Raw genomic sequence first — 15428 nt, 5'->3', positions numbered from 1 at the left:
TCCTTCGGAGTCAAACACTTTTTTCAGCGTTTTCATCCGGCGGGATGAATTTCTTCACTCCCTGCTGAGCCGTCTGCGTTGCCGCTTTGCCGTCTCAGTGGTGGCGCATTATAGGGAGTTATTCGGAAGTGACAAGGGTTAATTGCAAAAAAATGACTGAGCGCCTCTTTTTTAAACGAATGCGTTAAAAACGGACATTTCCCGGCTAAGAATCATTCAAAATAGCCGCTTCATCGGCATAAATCAGCGCCATCACCTTAAACACCAATGCTATTCTCTTTAACCAAACGTAATTTCTTTGTCGCAGGCTGACAATTATTCGAGAAGGACTTTCAATGATTCGCTCCGCGCGCAGTATGGCCGGCTTGCCCTGGATCGCCGCCATGGCGTTTTTCATGCAAGCACTTGATGCCACCATCCTGAATACTGCGCTTCCTGCTATCGCCACCAGCCTTGAACGTTCTCCTTTAGCCATGCAATCCGCCATCATTAGTTACACGCTAACGGTAGCGATGTTGATTCCGGTGAGTGGCTGGTTGGCCGATCGCTACGGCACACGCAAAATCTTCATTCTTGCGGTATCGCTATTTACGCTGGGTTCGCTGGCCTGCGCCTTATCCGGCTCGCTGAGCATGTTGGTGGTCTCGCGCGTGGTGCAAGGGATTGGCGGGGCGATGATGATGCCCGTCGCGCGCCTGGCGCTGTTACGCGCTTATCCACGCAGTGAACTGCTGCCCGTGCTGAACTTCGTCACCATGCCGGGTTTAGTGGGTCCGATTCTGGGCCCAATGCTGGGCGGATTGTTAGTGACCTACGCCAGCTGGCACTGGATATTCCTCCTCAATATTCCCATCGGTATCGCCGGCATCTTCTACGCACGCAAATATATGCCGGACTTCACTACCCCAAAACGCCGCTTCGACTTTTCAGGCTTCCTGCTGTTTGGTTTGGGTCTGGTGCTGATCTCGGTCGGTATCGAGTTGTTTGGCGAGCGCGTGGTGTTGCCGTGGCAAGCGTTGTTGGTGCTGTTTGGCGGCATTGCATTACTTCTTCTCTATATAGTGCACGCGCGTCGCCATCCGGCACCGCTGATTAATCTGCCAATGTTTAAAACCCGCACCTTCTCGGTCGGCATCATTGGCAATATAGCTTCGCGTCTGGGAACCGGCTGCATTCCGTTCCTGATGCCGCTGATGTTGCAGGTGGGCTTTGGTTTTCCCGCACTGATTGCCGGTTGCATGATGGGTCCAACGGCGATTGGCGCTTTGCTGGCGAAATCCACGGTGACGCAAGTGCTACGCCGCTTTGGTTATCGCCATACGCTGGTAGGTATCACCATTATTATTGGCATATTGATCGCCACCTTCTCACTGCAATCGCCGGGTGGCAGCGTGGTGATGTTGCTGGCGGCACTGTTGATTCTGGGGATGGCGATGTCAACGCAGTTCACCGCGATGAACACCATCACGCTGGCAGATTTAAATGATGAGAACGCCAGCGGCGGGAATAGTGTGCTAGCGGTAACGCAGCAGCTGTCGATCAGCTTTGGCGTGGCGGTGAGTGCCGCAGTGCTGCGTTTCTATCAGGATGTCGAGGCCACAACCGTCGCGCAATTCCACGCCACCTTCCTGACGATGGGCGTCGTCACGGTGTTGTCTGCCTTTACCTTTATGATGTTACGTCCGAGCGATGGGCGTAATCTGATCGCCAACCGCGAGAAAAAGAAGAAAGCGGCTTAGACCGAACCGCGCTCCACCAGCTCCGGCGTCAGCACCAGCGTTTGCTGACTGGCGTCGGGATCGCTCATACGATGAATCAAGGTATCAATCGCCAGTTCACCTAACTCATCTTTCGGCTGATGGATGGTACTAAGCGGCGGAGTCAGGTAACGCGCCAGCTCAATGTTGTCATAGCCCATCACCGCAATATCCTGCGGCACGCGCAATCCGGCCTGGAACAAGGCGTGATAGACGCCAACCGCCATCGCATCGTTGCTGGTAAATATCGCTTCTGGCAGCGTATCCAGCGTCAGCAGTTGATTCATGGCGTTGAAGCCGCCCTGAAACTCGAAATCGCCATCAACCACATAACCCGGCGGCACCGATAATCCGCTGTTGGCCATCGCCTTATGGAAACCTTCAAGACGCAAACGCGCGGGCGTTTTATCCTGCGGCCCGGCGATACAGGCAATACGCGTGTAGCCACGATCGATCAGATGCTGGGTTGCCAGTTCGCCGCCGAGCAGCGCGTTGTCCTGAATAATGTCGCCGCGTCCTTCAAATGGCGCCCAGTCCATCATCACCATCGGTACCGAGGGATAACGATTGAGGATTTCCGCCGACGGCAGATGGGTTTCGGTACACATCATCAGTAAACCATCGACGCGCTTTTGCATCAGCGTTTCGAGGCTGCGATTCATACGCTCTTCATCGCCTTCGGTATTACACAGAATCAGGCTGTAGCCGCGTTCGTAGCAGCTGTTTTCTACGCCGCGCACCACTTCGGAATAAAACGGGTTACTGCTGGCGGTCAGCAGCATGCCGATGGTGCGGGTTTGTTTGATCTTCAGGCTGCGTGCCAGCGCGGACGGCGCATAGTTCAGCTCACGAATCGCCTGTTCCACCTTTTCACGCACCTGCTCGCTGACAAAGCGATTGTTATTGATGACGTGTGAAACGGTGGAGGTAGAGACGCCCGCCAGGCGGGCGACATCTTTCATGGTAGCCAAGCGCTTAGCCCTGTTGTTGCAGGAAGGCATCAATCTCAGTGCGCCACGGCACTGAGGGCTGCGCGCCCGGACGCGTCACCGCAATCGCAGCGGCGGCATGGGCGAAACGTACAGCATCATGCATCGCCACACCTTCCAGACGTGCGGTAATAAATGCCCCGTTGAAGGTATCGCCCGCTGCGATAGTATCGATGGCCTGCACGCTGAAGCCCGGAATGCGCACGCCATTGCCTTGCTCACTCAGCCACACACCGCGACGGCCTAGCGTGATCAACACGGTAGCAATACCTTTCGCATGCAATGCCGCAGCAGCACGCGCGGCATCTTCATCGCTCTTCACCGCAATGCCAGTGAGAATTTCTGCTTCGGTTTCATTTGGCGTGATGATGTCGATAAGCGCGAGCAGCTCATCAGAGAGCGCAGTGGCCGGCGCGGGATTCAGGATCACTTGCGTCTGCTGCGCGCGCGCAATCTTTGCGGCGGCCAGAACGCTTTCCAGCGGAGATTCCAGCTGCATCAGCAACGCATCGGCATCGGCAATCACCTGCTGATGCTGCGCAACGCGAGCCGGCGTCAGCGCGGCATTGGCCCCGGAATAGATGCCGATATTATTTTCGCCTTCGCCATTCACGAAGATCATCGCTACACCGGTCGATTCATCTGCGACGGTTTCAACCGGTGCGGTATCAATGCGGTCTTGCTGCAACTGCTGACGAATACGCTCGCCAATATCATCAGCGCCTACGCAGGCAATAAAAGCAATGTCTGCACCGGCACGGCCCGCAGCCACCGCCTGATTGGCCCCTTTGCCGCCAAAAGCAATTTGATACTTTTTCCCGATCACCGTTTCGCCCGGACGTGGAAAATGGGCGAGGTTAAGGATGTGATCGGCATTGATGCTGCCGAGAACGGCCAGTTTTGCGCTTGTGGTCATTGGGATTCATCCAGAAAGATGCGCCACCAGGACGGTGGCGCGTTGCCCTGCTTTTCTTTACTTATTATTTGGTCACCAGCTTCAGGTCAACCGGATTAACCGCCTGCACCTTCTCGCCTTTCAATACTTTATCGGCAGTCTGCACGCCAATCACACCAATCTTGTCTGGCATCTGCGCCACAGTCGCGGTCAGTTTACCCGATTCTACGGCTTTCACACCGTCAGCGGTGCCGTCAAAACCCACCACCAGCACGTCGGTTTTACCCGCGGTTTGCAGCGCACGCAGCGCGCCCAGCGCCATTTCGTCGTTCTGAGCGAAGACGGCCTGCACATCCGGATGCCCCTGCAGCAGGTTCTGCATCACGTTCAGACCTTTAGTACGGTCGAAGTCAGCAGGCTGGCTCGCCAGGATGTTGAATTTGTGAGCATCGGCTGCCTGTTTGAAGCCTTCACCGCGCTCGCGCGCCGCAGACGTACCGGCAATGCCTTGCAGCTCAATAATCTTCGCACCATCGCCCAGTTTTTTAGCGATGAAGTCACCGGCCATTTTGCCGCCGAAGCGGTTGTCAGAAGCCACGTGGCTCACCACGGTGCCTTGTGCTGCTACGCGGTCCAGCGTGATCACCGGAATATTCGCCTGGTTCGCCATCTTCACGGCGTTACCCACCGCATCAGAATCGGTTGGGTTGATCAGCAGCAGCTTGGTGCCGCGCACCGTCAGATCCTGCACGTTCGCCAGCTCTTTCGCCGGGTTGTTCTGCGAATCCAGCACCACGAGGTTATAACCCAATTGGTCAGCTTCTTTCTGTGCGCCATCTTTCAGTGACACAAAGAACGGATTATTCAGCGTAGATACCACCAGAGCAATGGTGTCCTTAGCCATCGCGCCAGCACTGAGGGTGGCGCCAAGAATGACGGCCAATGCAGTTAACTTTTTCATTTTTAAATCCTGTGTGAAGGTCAGAGTTATTTACTGCTTTTGTTATCCACCAGCACCGCTAGCAGAATGACGACGGCTTTAACAATCATTTGGTAGTAAGACGATACGCCCATCAGATTCAGGCCGTTATTCAGGAAACCGAGGATCAACGCACCAATCAGCGTGCCCATGATGCGACCTTTACCGCCCGCCAGGCTGGTACCACCCAGCACCACGGCAGCAATAGCATCCAGTTCATAACCTGTGCCCGCGGTAGGTTGTGCGGAAGAGAGACGCGCCACTTCGATGGTGCCCGCCAATGCCGCCAGCAGGCCGCACAGCGAATAAACGATGATTTTAACGCGATTAACGTTGATGCCCGACAAACGCGTGGCCGCTTCGTTGCCACCCAGCGCATAGATGTAACGACCAAGGCGCGTGTGATGCAGCATGTACCACGCCAGGCCGAACACCGCGACCATCAGCCACACCGGCGTTGGAATGCCCAACGGGCGACCGATACCAAACCAGCCGAACAGATCGGCGTTATCATTAAAGCCGGTATTAATCGGGCTGCCGTTGGTGTAAACCATGGTGACGCCGCGCAGCAGTAACATCATCACCAGCGTGGCGATGAAAGCCTGCACCTTGCCGCGCGCCACAATCACGCCGGTAATACCGCCAATCGCCGCCCCCAGCGCCAGCGAAGCCGCAACGGCCACCAGCGCATTCACTTCTAATCCGACAATCGATGCCGCCACCGCGCCGGTGAGCGCCAGCAGCGATCCCACCGACAGATCAATGCCCGAGGTCAGAATCACCAGCGTCATGCCGACCGCCATGATGGCGTTGACCGACGTCTGCTGCAGAATGTTGAACATGTTGGCCAGCGTGAAGAAGTTCGGGCTCTGGCTGGCAACCACGGCGATCAGCACGATCAATGCAATCAGTGATTTCTGCTCCAGCAGCCAGGCTTTGCTGAACCAACGACGGCTGGCGGGTAAGGTTTGGGTGCTCATACAACTAACTCCTCGCTGTGTTGCTTACCGACTGCCGCCGCCATCAGGGATTCCTGGGTAGCTTGCTCACGGGAAAATTCGCCACTCAGATGGCCTTCATGCATCACCACGATGCGATCGCTCATGCCCAGCACTTCCGGCATTTCCGACGACACCAAAATGATGCTCAGCCCTTCGGCTTTAAACTGGTTAATTAACTGATAAATTTCTTTTTTTGCCCCGACATCGACGCCGCGTGTCGGCTCATCAAGAATCAGTACATCGGGGCGCGTCATCAGGCCACGCGCAATCGCCACTTTTTGCTGATTACCGCCAGACAGCAGACCAATCGGCTGCTCCATTGACGGGGTTTTAACGTTGAACAGGCGGATAAAATCGCCCACCGCCAGCTGCTCGTCGCTGTGACGCAGGTTGCCCGCGCCGGTGCTGAAATAGCGCAGCGCGGTCAGTGACATGTTCTCTTTCACCGACATGCCGAGCACCAGGCCATCGCGCTTGCGGTCTTCCGAGATATACACGATGCCGTTGGCGAGGCCATCCTGCGGAGAGCGCGTCACGATCTCGCGGCCGTTCAGCGTCACTTTGCCTTTGCTGCGCGGCATTGCGCCGTACAGCACTTTCATCAGTTCGGTACGTCCCGCGCCCATCAGGCCCGACACGCCAAGGATTTCCCCTTTGCGCAGCGTAAAGCTGACGTTATCAACGCCCGGACCGCTGAGGTTTTCGACTTTTAAGCGGATCTCACCCGGCTGTTGATCGATACGCGGATATTGATCTTCCAATTTGCGGCCGACCATCATCTCGATCAGGCTCTCTTCGCTGAGATCGCACACCGCGCGTTCGGCAATAAACTGCCCATCGCGGAACACGGTGACGTCATCGCAAATCTCAAAGATCTCTTTCATGCGGTGCGAGATATAGACAATGCCGCAACCCTGCGCTTTCAGTTCATTAATGACACGGAACAGCGACAGCGTTTCGGTATCGGTCAGCGCATCGGTCGGTTCATCCATAATGATGACTTTCGACTCGAAGCTGAGCACTTTGGCGATCTCGACCATCTGCTGATCGCCAATCGACAAATCGCCCACCAGCTTGTGGCTGTTGAAACGCAGATTGAGGCGCTGTAAAAGTGCATCCGCCTCGGCATACATCTTTTTCCATTCGATGCGGCCAAAGCGGTTAACAAATTCGCGGCCAAGGAAGATATTCTCGGCGACGGTCAGTTGCGGAATCAGGTTCAGTTCCTGATGGATAATGCCAATGCCGGCTTCCTGCGACGCTTTCGGGCCAGAGAACGCCACATCCTTACCGAGCCACTGCAGGGAACCGGCATCCATGCTGTAAATGCCGGTCAGCACTTTCATCATGGTGGATTTGCCCGCGCCGTTTTCACCCACCAGCGCCATCACGCGTCCCGGATAAACGGCCAGCGATGCGCCATTCAACGCCTTCACGCCAGGAAACGACTTTTCAATTCCTTTGAGTTGCAATAACGGTTGCATAGCGGCCTCAGAAGGTCACGCCGGCGCTCAGGATGACATTCGCATACGGAGAACACTCTCCGCTGCGAATGACCGCCTGACTACGCTGCGTATGTTGTTTGAATTGTTCATGGCTGGTGTAACGGATGGTGATGACATTCCCCTGGTGCTGTTGCAAGGCTTCGAGCACGGCAAGCAGTGCGCTGTGGAGCTGCGGATTGTGCTGCTTAACCTCCTCCGCCATCAGGGCGCTTTCGACCTGCATCTCCTGCGTGACAACCTCAACCACCTGTAAAAATTCGGGCGTACCCGGCGTTAACGCCAGATCGATGCGCTGTGGACCGGCCGGAATCGGCAAGCCTGCATCTGCAATCGTCAGCGTATCGGTGTGCCCCAGGCGAGCAATCACATGAGAGACTTCAGCGTTTAACAAGCGACCTTTTTTCATTTATTCCACTCCACAGCGAAACGTTTCGCTGATCGGGAGTGTATAAAATGCGCACGGCAACTCAATGGCGGCATCACGGAAATGTGATCGCCATCGAAACGTTTCGCTTGTGCCAGAGAGAATTTGAGTTTGGTGGGATTTTGGAGCCGCTGCTGCGGCCCCGAAGATGGGATTACGGCAGTTTACGTACCTGTTTCACGTCCAGTTCGATAGAGTTGAAATCTTTATCCAGTTCGCCGGTCAGTTCTACCTGATCCTTCGGCGTGATGGTCAAACCGTTCCAGCGTTTATGATCGATTTCAACCTTCATGGTGCCGGTGGCATCACGGAACTGATAATCCTCATCACCGATTTGCTTCTCAAGCGTACCGCGCACGGTAATCCAGCTATCGTCTTTCATCTCTTCGGCCTGTTTCACCGTGACAACGCTGGTGTTATCGGCTTTGAACCCACCGGACTTCACCTGCGCGGATGGCGCATTGGGATCAACAAAGCCACCTTGCTGAGCGGCAAGAACCGGCGTGGCGGCCAGGGCGACAATCGCTAACAGAGCTGCGGACTTTTTCATAATTCACCTCTTTTCCATGAATGTGTCGGTTTACGGGAGCTATTTCACCATAAGGTTCTTAACAGGATCTTAAGAGAATCCGTTTGGCTAACATTCATGAAAAATAGTCTATTTGCCGGGATTTTCGCTGTACAAGAGCAATTGTGCTTCGTATAACTCCGCTTAACAGAAGGAGAGTTGATGCGCATTTTATTGATTGAAGATGACACGCTGATTGGCGACGGTTTGAAAGTCGGGTTGACCAAACTCGGTTTCAGCGTGGATTGGTTTGTCTCCGGCGAAGCCGGATTTCAGGCGTTGACCGCCGCGCCCTGGGACGCGGTGGTGCTGGATCTGTCGCTGCCCGAACGCGATGGTCTGGATATCCTGCGTCAGTGGCGCCAGCAAGGACACGATGTGCCGGTGCTGATTCTCACCGCGCGCGATGCGCTCGATCAGCGCGTCCAGGGATTACAACTCGGCGCCGACGATTACCTGTGTAAGCCGTTTGCGTTAACTGAAGTGGCGGCACGCTTGCAGGCGTTGATCCGCCGCCGTCATGGGCAACTGCAGCCGGAACTGAAACACGGCAACGTGGTAATGGCGCCCGGCAGCCACAGCGTGCTGTGCGATGGCGAAGCCGTCAGCCTGAAGAGCCGCGAACTGGCGCTGCTGGAACTGTTTCTGCGTAATCCTGGCCGCGTGCTGACGCGCAGTCAGCTGGAGGAGAAGCTCTACAGCTGGGATGAAGATGTCTCCAGCAATGCGGTGGAAGTGCACATTCATCATCTGCGCAAGAAACTCGGCAGCCAGTTTATTCGTACCGTGCACGGCGTCGGTTATACGCTGGGAGCGGCGGAATGAGTCTGTTTCTGCGCCTCGCCATCGGCTTTGTGCTGCTGATTATAGTGTGCGGCGGCCTGGCCGGCCTCAGCGCCTGGCATCAAACCCGCGATACGGTGAACGAGCTGTTTGATACTCAGCAAATGCTGTTCGCCAAACGGCTGATAGCGCTTGATCCCACCTCGCTGCAGGACGTGACGTTGCCGAAAACCAAAGCGATCCTGCGCCATCACCGCGGCGATCAGGATGATGATGCGCTGGCATTTGCCATTTTCAGCGCGGCAGGCCAACCGTTGTTGAACGACGGCGAAAACGGCCGCGATCTGCAATTCGATCATCAGCGCGATGGCTTTGTTGATGGACGACTGCGCGGCGATAAAGACAGCTGGCGCCTGGTGTGGCTCACCTCCGAGGATAAGCGCTATCGCGTGGTGGTCGGGCAAGAATGGGAATACCGCGAAGATATGACGCGCGATCTGGCGCTCAGCAGCCTGCTGCCGTGGCTGATTGCCATGCCCTTTATGTTGCTGTTGCTACTGGCGCTGGTGTGGTTCGAGCTGCGCCCGTTGAAACGCCTCACGCTTTCCCTGCATCAGCGTGCGCCGGATGATGCCACGCCATTGCCGGACACGCGCTTGCCTAAAGAGGTGAAGCCGCTGGTGGTGGCGCTAAACGGCTTGTTCAGTCGTATGGCGCATCTGGTGCAGCGCGAACGTCGCTTTACCTCCGATGCCGCCCATGAACTGCGCAGCCCGCTGGCGGCGCTGCGCGTGCAGAGTGAAGTGATTCAACTGGCTGATGATGATGAGGCGATGCGCAAACGCGCCATTCAGCAACTGGATAGCGGCATCGTGCGCGCCACGCGTCTGGTGGATCAGCTCTTAACGCTGTCACGCGTGGAAGCAGACGATCTGCGCAGCGAGTTTCAACCGGTGGCGCTGGCGCCGCTGCTGCAAAACCTGCTGGCGGAGCACTTCCCGCAGGCAGAACAACAACACACCGCTTTGCAATTCACCAGCCATGCCGAACCGGTGATGAACGGTCATCCGCTGTTACTGGGGTTGATGGTGCGCAATCTGCTGGATAACGCGCTGCGCTATTCGCCGTCGGGCAGCACTGTTGATGTGCAGCTCAATGCCCGCGCCATTACCGTTGATGATAACGGGCCAGGCGTCAGCGATGAGCAGTTGATAAGGTTGGGTGAACGCTTCTGGCGACCGCCGGGACAGGCGCAAACCGGCAGCGGATTAGGGCTTTCCATCGTGAAAAATATTGCCCAGCTGCACGGCGTTCGCTTGCAGTTCAGCCAGCGCGCCAGCGGAGGATTGCGCGTCACCTTAAGTTGGTGACGCGCACAGCGTTAAATCTCGACCTGGGTTCCCAGCTCGATCACGCGGTTCGGTGGGATTTCAAACTGATCGGGCGCGCGCAGTGCATTACGTTGCAGCGCGAGGAACAGCTTGCCGCGCAGGCGCAGATACCACGGACGATCGCCGATAATCAGCGATTCATGCGACATAAAGAAGGAGGTTTCCATCATGCGGCAGTTCAGGCCTTCAAGACCGCAGCGGTGGAAAATCTCTTCGACGTTTGGCGTTTCGCGCCAGCCGTAACTCGCCACCACGCGCCAGAAAGTCGGCGACAACTGTTCGATGGTCACACGACGGACGTTGTGCACGTAAGGCGCATCTTCGGTACGCAGCGTCAGCAGCACCACGCGCTCGTGCAACACTTTGTTGTGCTTGAGGTTATGCAGCATGGCAAACGGAATCACATTCAGCGCACGCGACATATACACCGCGGTGCCCGGCACGCGTACCGGCGGCGATTTCTCCAGCGATGCAATCATCGCTTCCAGTGAATTGCCGTGCTCATGCATACGACGCAGCAGACGGAAACGCTCGCTTTTCCAGGTAGTCATGATGATGAACATCATCAGCGCCAGCGTCAGCGGCAGCCAACCGCCGGAGAACACCTTGATCAGGTTGGCGGAGAACAGCGACACGTCGATGATCAGCATGGCAATCAGAATCAGCACCACCAGATAGCGGTTCCAGTGCCAGTTTTGAATCGCCACGGTAGAACAGAGAATGGCGGTCAGCACCATGGTGCCGGTGACCGCGATGCCATAAGCCGCCGCCAGATTGCTGGAGTGTTCGAAGCCGACAATCACAATCACTACCGAGAAGTAGAGCAGCCAGTTAATCACCGGAATGTAGATCTGCCCGGACTCCTCTTCTGAAGTGTGCACAATGCGCATCGGCGGCAAATAGCCGAGACGCACCGCCTGACGCGTTAATGAGAACACGCCGGAAATCACCGCTTGCGAGGCAATCACCGTGGCTAAGGTCGCCAGAATCAACATCGGGATCAGCATCCAATCCGGCGCAAGCAGGAAGAACGGGTTTTTGATCGCTTCAGGATGTTTGAGCAGCAGCGCGCCCTGACCAAAGTAGTTGAGCACCAGCGAAGGCAGCACCACGATAAACCAGGCGAGACGAATCGGGAATTTACCGAAGTGGCCCATATCGGCATACAGCGCTTCCACACCGGTAATCGCCAGCACCACCGCGCCCAGCGCGAAGAAGGAGACACTTTTGTACTGGATAAAGAAGTGCAGCGCCCAGTAAGGATTCATGGCGTGCAGCACGTCAGGATTATTGATGATGCTACGCGCACCCAAGACGGCGAGGATGATAAACCACAGCAGCATCACCGGCGCGAACAGCTTACCGACAATGCCGGTGCCGTGCTTCTGAATGACAAACAGCAAGGTCAGCACCGCAATCGCCAACGGCACGATGTAGGTATCGAGGCTCGGCGCGGCAATTTCCAGACCTTCTATCGCCGATAGCACCGACACCGCCGGCGTGATCACCACTTCCCCGTAGAAGAAGCTGCCGCCGATCAGGCCCATGATCACCAGAATCGCGGTGGCTCTGGCGCCGGTATGGCGTCCGGCCAGCGACATCAGCGTTAGAATCCCGCCTTCACCGGCGTTATCTGCACGCATCACGTAGCTGATGTATTTCAGCGACACCACCAGAATCAGCAGCCAGAAGATCAGCGACAGGAAGCCAAAAACCGCTTCGCGCTCTACGCCAAATCCAAACTGACCAGAGAGACATTCACGCAATGTATAGAGTGGGCTGGTACCGATATCGCCATACACCACGCCAATTGCCGCCAGCGTGACTGCCCCAAGGGACTGTTTCTTATCCGAGCTCATAAGTTGTCTTTTGTTGGAGCCGGAGGCGCTTGCCTTCCGCTCAAGCCATCAAAAAGCGCACAGTATGCACATATTCCCAAAAAAACCTACTCTTACAAAGTGTCACCATCGCGTCGGTGACGCGGTTTTTCGCCGAAAATAGCGCCAAAAAACCGTTGGAAGCGGCGAGTTCTCTCGCATCAACCTTCTGAAACAAAAAAGCTGACGGCTATCAACGCAATCGCGCATGATAATCAGTAGAGTATTGCGCTCGCCAGACTATGACGGCACCAGGATCAAAAGGATAATGATGTGATTATGGCTCAACCCCATCTTTTGGCAGAAAGAATTTCTCGCCTGAGCAACGCTCTGGAAAAAGGGCTGTATGAACGCCATCACGCGATCCGCCTCTGTTTGCTGGCTGCCTTAAGTGGCGAAAGCGTGTTTCTGCTCGGGCCGCCGGGTATCGCCAAGAGTCTGATTGCCCGCCGATTAAAATACGCCTTCCAGCACGCCCGCGCGTTTGAATACCTGATGACCCGTTTTTCCACCCCTGAAGAGGTGTTTGGTCCGCTGTCGATTCAGGCACTGAAAGATGAAGGGCGTTATCAGCGTCTGACCAAAGGTTATTTGCCGGATGCTGAAATTGTCTTCCTCGACGAAATCTGGAAAGCCGGCCCGGCGATTCTCAATACCTTGCTGACCGCCATCAACGAACGCCGCTTCCGCAATGGCGACAGCGAAGAAAAAATCCCAATGCGCCTGCTGGTTACCGCTTCCAATGAATTGCCGGAAGCCGATAGTGGCCTGGAAGCGCTGTATGACCGCATGTTGATTCGCCTGTGGCTGGATAACGTGCATGAGAAGCAGAACTTCCGCAGCATGCTCACCCACCAGCAGGATGAAAACGACAATCCGGTGGCGGAATCGTTGCGCATCAGCGACGAAGAGTATGAGCAGTGGCAGAAAGGCATCAGCCAGGTCAGTTTACCGGATCACGTGTTTGAACTGATCTATCAGCTTCGTCAGCAGTTAGAAACGCTGCCGGACGCGCCGTACATTTCCGATCGTCGCTGGAAGAAAGCCATTCACCTGTTGCAGGCTAGCGCCTTTTACAGCGGTCGCGTGGCCATCGCGCCCATCGACTTAGTGCTGCTGAAAGATTGCCTGTGGCATGACGTGGCGTCGATGAAAATGCTGGATCGCGAAATCGATACGCTGATGTCGCAACACGCGTGGCAGCAACAGGCGCTGCTACACAAGCTGCAGCAGATCAAAAGCCGCCGGCTGGCGCTGCAACAGCAGCAAAGCGTGGCGCAAGCGCTGACGCTGGAGAAACACAGCGGCATGTTCAGCCGCAAACCGCACTACGAATTACCCGCCGCCATCACCGATGATCAACTGACGCTAATGCTGCAACAACCGTTGATGCTGCACGACATGCAGGTGACGCACATTCTGATTGGCCGCGAAGCGCTGGATCAGTGGCTGCTGAAGGGCGGTGAAATCCGTGGCAAGCTGAACGGCATCGGCTTTGGTCAGACGCTGGATATGCTGGTGGATACCCATCACTGTTTGACGCTGCGCGATGTCAGCCTGCAATCCACGCGTCTGACGCTGCCGGGCGCCAGCAGCAGCAGCGAGATGCCGCAGGAGATCGCTGATGAATATGACGCGCTGGAAACCCAGCTGCGCGCGCAGCGCACGCTGTTCAGCCAGCATCAGCGCTGTCTGTTCATTAGCGATGACTGGCTGGCTCGCATCGAAACCAGCCTGCAGGATGTCGCGGAACAGCTGAAACAGGCGAGAAAATGATCTCACTGGAGACGCTGAGTGCGCTGTTGTCGATTGGCGAAACCGAGTTAATCGAAGAGCTGATTATCGCGCTGCTCGCCTCGCCGCAACTGGCGCTGTTCTTTGAGAAATTTCCCCGCCTGAAACAAGCCATGATGCGCGATCTGCCGCGCTGGCGATCGGAGATCGCCGAGCAGATCAAAGTCACGCCGGTGCCAGAAGCGCTGGCGCAGGAGTTTCAGCTGTTTCAACAGATGCAGCTACTCAGCACGCAACATTTCACCCAGCAGTTACCCAACATCATGACGCAGCTGAAAAGCCTGCCGTCGCCGTTCATCGAAGAAGCCAGCAAACTGCTGCTGAATGCTGAAAGCGACCAGCTTAGCAACGCGCAACACACCTTGTTCCTGCAACGCTGGCGTCTCAGCCTGACGCTGCAAACGCTGACGCTGAATGAAACCCTTCTGGAAGAGCAGCGCGAACGCTTGATGGCCGAGCTGCAGCAGCGCATGGCGATCAGCGGTCAGCTGGCGCCGATTCTTACCGATGATGATGAAGCCGCCGCCGGACGCCTGTGGGATTTGAGCAAAGCGCCGCTGCAGCACGACGATTACGAACTGATAGTGCAGTACGGTGATTTCCTCGCCCAGCAGCCGGAGCTGATGAAGCTGGCGCAGCAGCTGGGTCGCAGCCGCGAGGCCAGATCGGTGCCGTCGCAGGATGCGCCGCTGGAAGCGTTTCACCAGCTGGTGCGCGAACCGGATAACGTACCGGAAGAAGTCAGCGGCATTCATCAAAGCGATGATGTGCTGCGTCTGTTGCCACCTGAGCTGGCGGCATTGAGCATAAGCGAGTTAGAGCTGGAGTTTTATCGGCGTTTAGTCGAGAAACGCTTGCTGACTTATCGTCTGCAGGGCGATGCGTGGCACGAAAAAATCACCATGAGTCCGGTCAGCCACCAGCAGCATGAAGAGCAACCGCGCGGCCCGTTCATCGTCTGCGTTGATACGTCAGGTTCGATGGGCGGTTTCAACGAACGATGCGCCAAAGCCTTTTGCCTGGCGCTGCTGAAAGTGGCGCTGGCGGATAAGCGCCGCTGCTACATCATGCTGTTCGCTCATGAAGTGATCGGTTATGAACTCACCGCCGATAACGGCATTGAGCAGGCGATCCGTTTCCTCAGCCAGCGTTTTCGCGGCGGTACCGATCTCGCTGCCTGCCTTGCGGCGGTGGTGAAACGCATGGAAGGCAGCGCGTGGCAGGAAGCGGATGCGGTGATCGTTTCGGATTTTATTGCCCAGCGTTTGCCGGACGACATCGTCAGCACCATTAAGCAGCGTCAGCGCCAACATCAACAGCGCTTCCACGCGGTAGCAATGTCGCTGCATGGCAAACCCGGCATTCTGCGCATCTTCGATCACATCTGGCGCTTCGATACCGGCCTGAAAAGCCGTCTGCTGCGCCGCTGGCAGCGCTAATTCATCTGGCGGAAATGCTAATTTGC

General features: G+C 56.2%; 14 protein-coding genes. 5 read left to right on the top strand and 9 right to left on the bottom strand.

What is annotated here, in order from left to right:
• Window positions 1-205 precede the first annotated feature (205 nt).
• Window positions 206-397, bottom strand: a complete 192-nt coding sequence (locus tag K5Y30_RS21135) for a hypothetical protein (protein WP_222213251.1) — start codon at window positions 395-397, stop codon at window positions 206-208.
• Here K5Y30_RS21135 and mdtD point away from each other — a divergent pair.
• Window positions 336-1739 carry a multidrug transporter subunit MdtD gene (gene mdtD, locus K5Y30_RS21130; protein WP_222213240.1) on the top strand — a complete coding sequence of 468 codons (1404 nt, stop codon included), beginning with the start codon at window positions 336-338 and terminating at the stop codon, window positions 1737-1739. The two genes, K5Y30_RS21135 and mdtD, sit on opposite strands and share 62 nt — an antisense overlap.
• On the opposite strand, the gene rbsR is transcribed toward mdtD, so the two are convergent.
• The 7 genes from rbsR to K5Y30_RS21095 form a co-directional block, all read right to left on the bottom strand.
• Window positions 1736-2719 (bottom strand): ribose operon transcriptional repressor RbsR, encoded by a 984-nt coding sequence (gene rbsR, locus K5Y30_RS21125; RefSeq protein WP_222213247.1) that lies wholly within the window; start codon window positions 2717-2719, stop codon window positions 1736-1738. The two genes, mdtD and rbsR, sit on opposite strands and share 4 nt — an antisense overlap.
• Window positions 2720-2732: 13 nt before the next feature.
• A complete protein-coding gene (gene rbsK / locus K5Y30_RS21120) occupies window positions 2733-3662 on the bottom strand; it encodes a ribokinase (RefSeq protein ID WP_222213238.1) in 930 nt (309 codons plus the stop codon).
• A 64-nt stretch (window positions 3663-3726) separates the two neighbouring features.
• Window positions 3727-4602 (bottom strand): ribose ABC transporter substrate-binding protein RbsB, encoded by an 876-nt coding sequence (gene rbsB / locus K5Y30_RS21115; RefSeq protein WP_008106759.1) that lies wholly within the window; start codon window positions 4600-4602, stop codon window positions 3727-3729.
• A 26-nt stretch (window positions 4603-4628) separates the two neighbouring features.
• Window positions 4629-5600 (bottom strand): ribose ABC transporter permease, encoded by a 972-nt coding sequence (gene rbsC / locus K5Y30_RS21110; RefSeq protein ID WP_008106756.1) that lies wholly within the window; start codon window positions 5598-5600, stop codon window positions 4629-4631.
• Complete coding sequence (gene rbsA, locus K5Y30_RS21105; RefSeq protein ID WP_222213236.1) at window positions 5597-7105, bottom strand: ribose ABC transporter ATP-binding protein RbsA; 1509 nt, start codon at window positions 7103-7105, stop codon at window positions 5597-5599. The genes rbsC and rbsA overlap by 4 nt, the downstream gene beginning before the upstream one ends.
• Window positions 7106-7112: 7 nt before the next feature.
• Window positions 7113-7532: a D-ribose pyranase gene (gene rbsD, locus K5Y30_RS21100; protein ID WP_222213234.1), complete on the bottom strand. Its 420-nt coding sequence runs from the start codon at window positions 7530-7532 to the stop codon at window positions 7113-7115.
• Window positions 7533-7704: 172 nt separating this feature from the next.
• Entirely contained in the window at window positions 7705-8100 is a 396-nt protein-coding gene (locus K5Y30_RS21095) for a YgiW/YdeI family stress tolerance OB fold protein (protein WP_176973313.1), read from the bottom strand.
• Between the two features lie 180 nt (window positions 8101-8280).
• Between K5Y30_RS21095 and qseB the strand changes: the two genes are divergently transcribed.
• Window positions 8281-8943, top strand: a complete 663-nt coding sequence (qseB, locus tag K5Y30_RS21090) for a quorum sensing response regulator transcription factor QseB (protein ID WP_101763920.1) — start codon at window positions 8281-8283, stop codon at window positions 8941-8943.
• Window positions 8940-10271 (top strand): quorum sensing histidine kinase QseC, encoded by a 1332-nt coding sequence (qseC, locus tag K5Y30_RS21085; protein WP_222213232.1) that lies wholly within the window; start codon window positions 8940-8942, stop codon window positions 10269-10271. The genes qseB and qseC overlap by 4 nt, the downstream gene beginning before the upstream one ends.
• Window positions 10272-10282: 11 nt before the next feature.
• On the opposite strand, the gene kup is transcribed toward qseC, so the two are convergent.
• Window positions 10283-12151, bottom strand: a complete 1869-nt coding sequence (gene kup, locus K5Y30_RS21080) for a low affinity potassium transporter Kup (RefSeq protein WP_176973316.1) — start codon at window positions 12149-12151, stop codon at window positions 10283-10285.
• Between the two features lie 297 nt (window positions 12152-12448).
• Here kup and ravA point away from each other — a divergent pair, with 297 nt between their 5' ends.
• Together ravA and viaA are read left to right on the top strand one after the other, a co-directional pair.
• Entirely contained in the window at window positions 12449-13945 is a 1497-nt protein-coding gene (gene ravA, locus K5Y30_RS21075; RefSeq protein ID WP_101763937.1) for an ATPase RavA, read from the top strand.
• A complete protein-coding gene (viaA, locus tag K5Y30_RS21070; protein WP_222213230.1) occupies window positions 13942-15402 on the top strand; it encodes an ATPase RavA stimulator ViaA in 1461 nt (486 codons plus the stop codon). Before ravA ends, viaA begins: the two co-directional genes overlap by 4 nt.
• The last annotated feature ends 26 nt before the right edge of the window (window positions 15403-15428 follow it).

It is taken from the genome of Pantoea sp. DY-5 (genome assembly GCF_019795955.1).
GTDB classification, from domain to species: Bacteria; Pseudomonadota; Gammaproteobacteria; order Enterobacterales; family Enterobacteriaceae; genus Pantoea; species Pantoea leporis.
Note: the sequence above shows the minus strand (reverse complement) of the source record. Positions and strands in the feature narration are given on the sequence as shown.

What these genes read in the sequence shown, in the direction of transcription:
- mdtD (WP_222213240.1), top strand. Translation starts at nt 336, where the DNA reads ATGATTCGCTCCGCGCGCAGTATGGCCGGCTTGCCCTGGATCGCCGCC.
- K5Y30_RS21135 (WP_222213251.1), bottom strand. Translation starts at nt 397, where the DNA reads ATGAAAAACGCCATGGCGGCGATCCAGGGCAAGCCGGCCATACTGCGC.
- rbsR (WP_222213247.1), bottom strand. Translation starts at nt 2,719, where the DNA reads ATGAAAGATGTCGCCCGCCTGGCGGGCGTCTCTACCTCCACCGTTTCA.
- rbsK (WP_222213238.1), bottom strand. Translation starts at nt 3,662, where the DNA reads ATGACCACAAGCGCAAAACTGGCCGTTCTCGGCAGCATCAATGCCGAT.
- rbsB (WP_008106759.1), bottom strand. Translation starts at nt 4,602, where the DNA reads ATGAAAAAGTTAACTGCATTGGCCGTCATTCTTGGCGCCACCCTCAGT.
- rbsC (WP_008106756.1), bottom strand. Translation starts at nt 5,600, where the DNA reads ATGAGCACCCAAACCTTACCCGCCAGCCGTCGTTGGTTCAGCAAAGCC.
- rbsA (WP_222213236.1), bottom strand. Translation starts at nt 7,105, where the DNA reads ATGCAACCGTTATTGCAACTCAAAGGAATTGAAAAGTCGTTTCCTGGC.
- rbsD (WP_222213234.1), bottom strand. Translation starts at nt 7,532, where the DNA reads ATGAAAAAAGGTCGCTTGTTAAACGCTGAAGTCTCTCATGTGATTGCT.
- K5Y30_RS21095 (WP_176973313.1), bottom strand. Translation starts at nt 8,100, where the DNA reads ATGAAAAAGTCCGCAGCTCTGTTAGCGATTGTCGCCCTGGCCGCCACG.
- qseB (WP_101763920.1), top strand. Translation starts at nt 8,281, where the DNA reads ATGCGCATTTTATTGATTGAAGATGACACGCTGATTGGCGACGGTTTG.
- qseC (WP_222213232.1), top strand. Translation starts at nt 8,940, where the DNA reads ATGAGTCTGTTTCTGCGCCTCGCCATCGGCTTTGTGCTGCTGATTATA.
- kup (WP_176973316.1), bottom strand. Translation starts at nt 12,151, where the DNA reads ATGAGCTCGGATAAGAAACAGTCCCTTGGGGCAGTCACGCTGGCGGCA.
- ravA (WP_101763937.1), top strand. Translation starts at nt 12,449, where the DNA reads ATGGCTCAACCCCATCTTTTGGCAGAAAGAATTTCTCGCCTGAGCAAC.
- viaA (WP_222213230.1), top strand. Translation starts at nt 13,942, where the DNA reads ATGATCTCACTGGAGACGCTGAGTGCGCTGTTGTCGATTGGCGAAACC.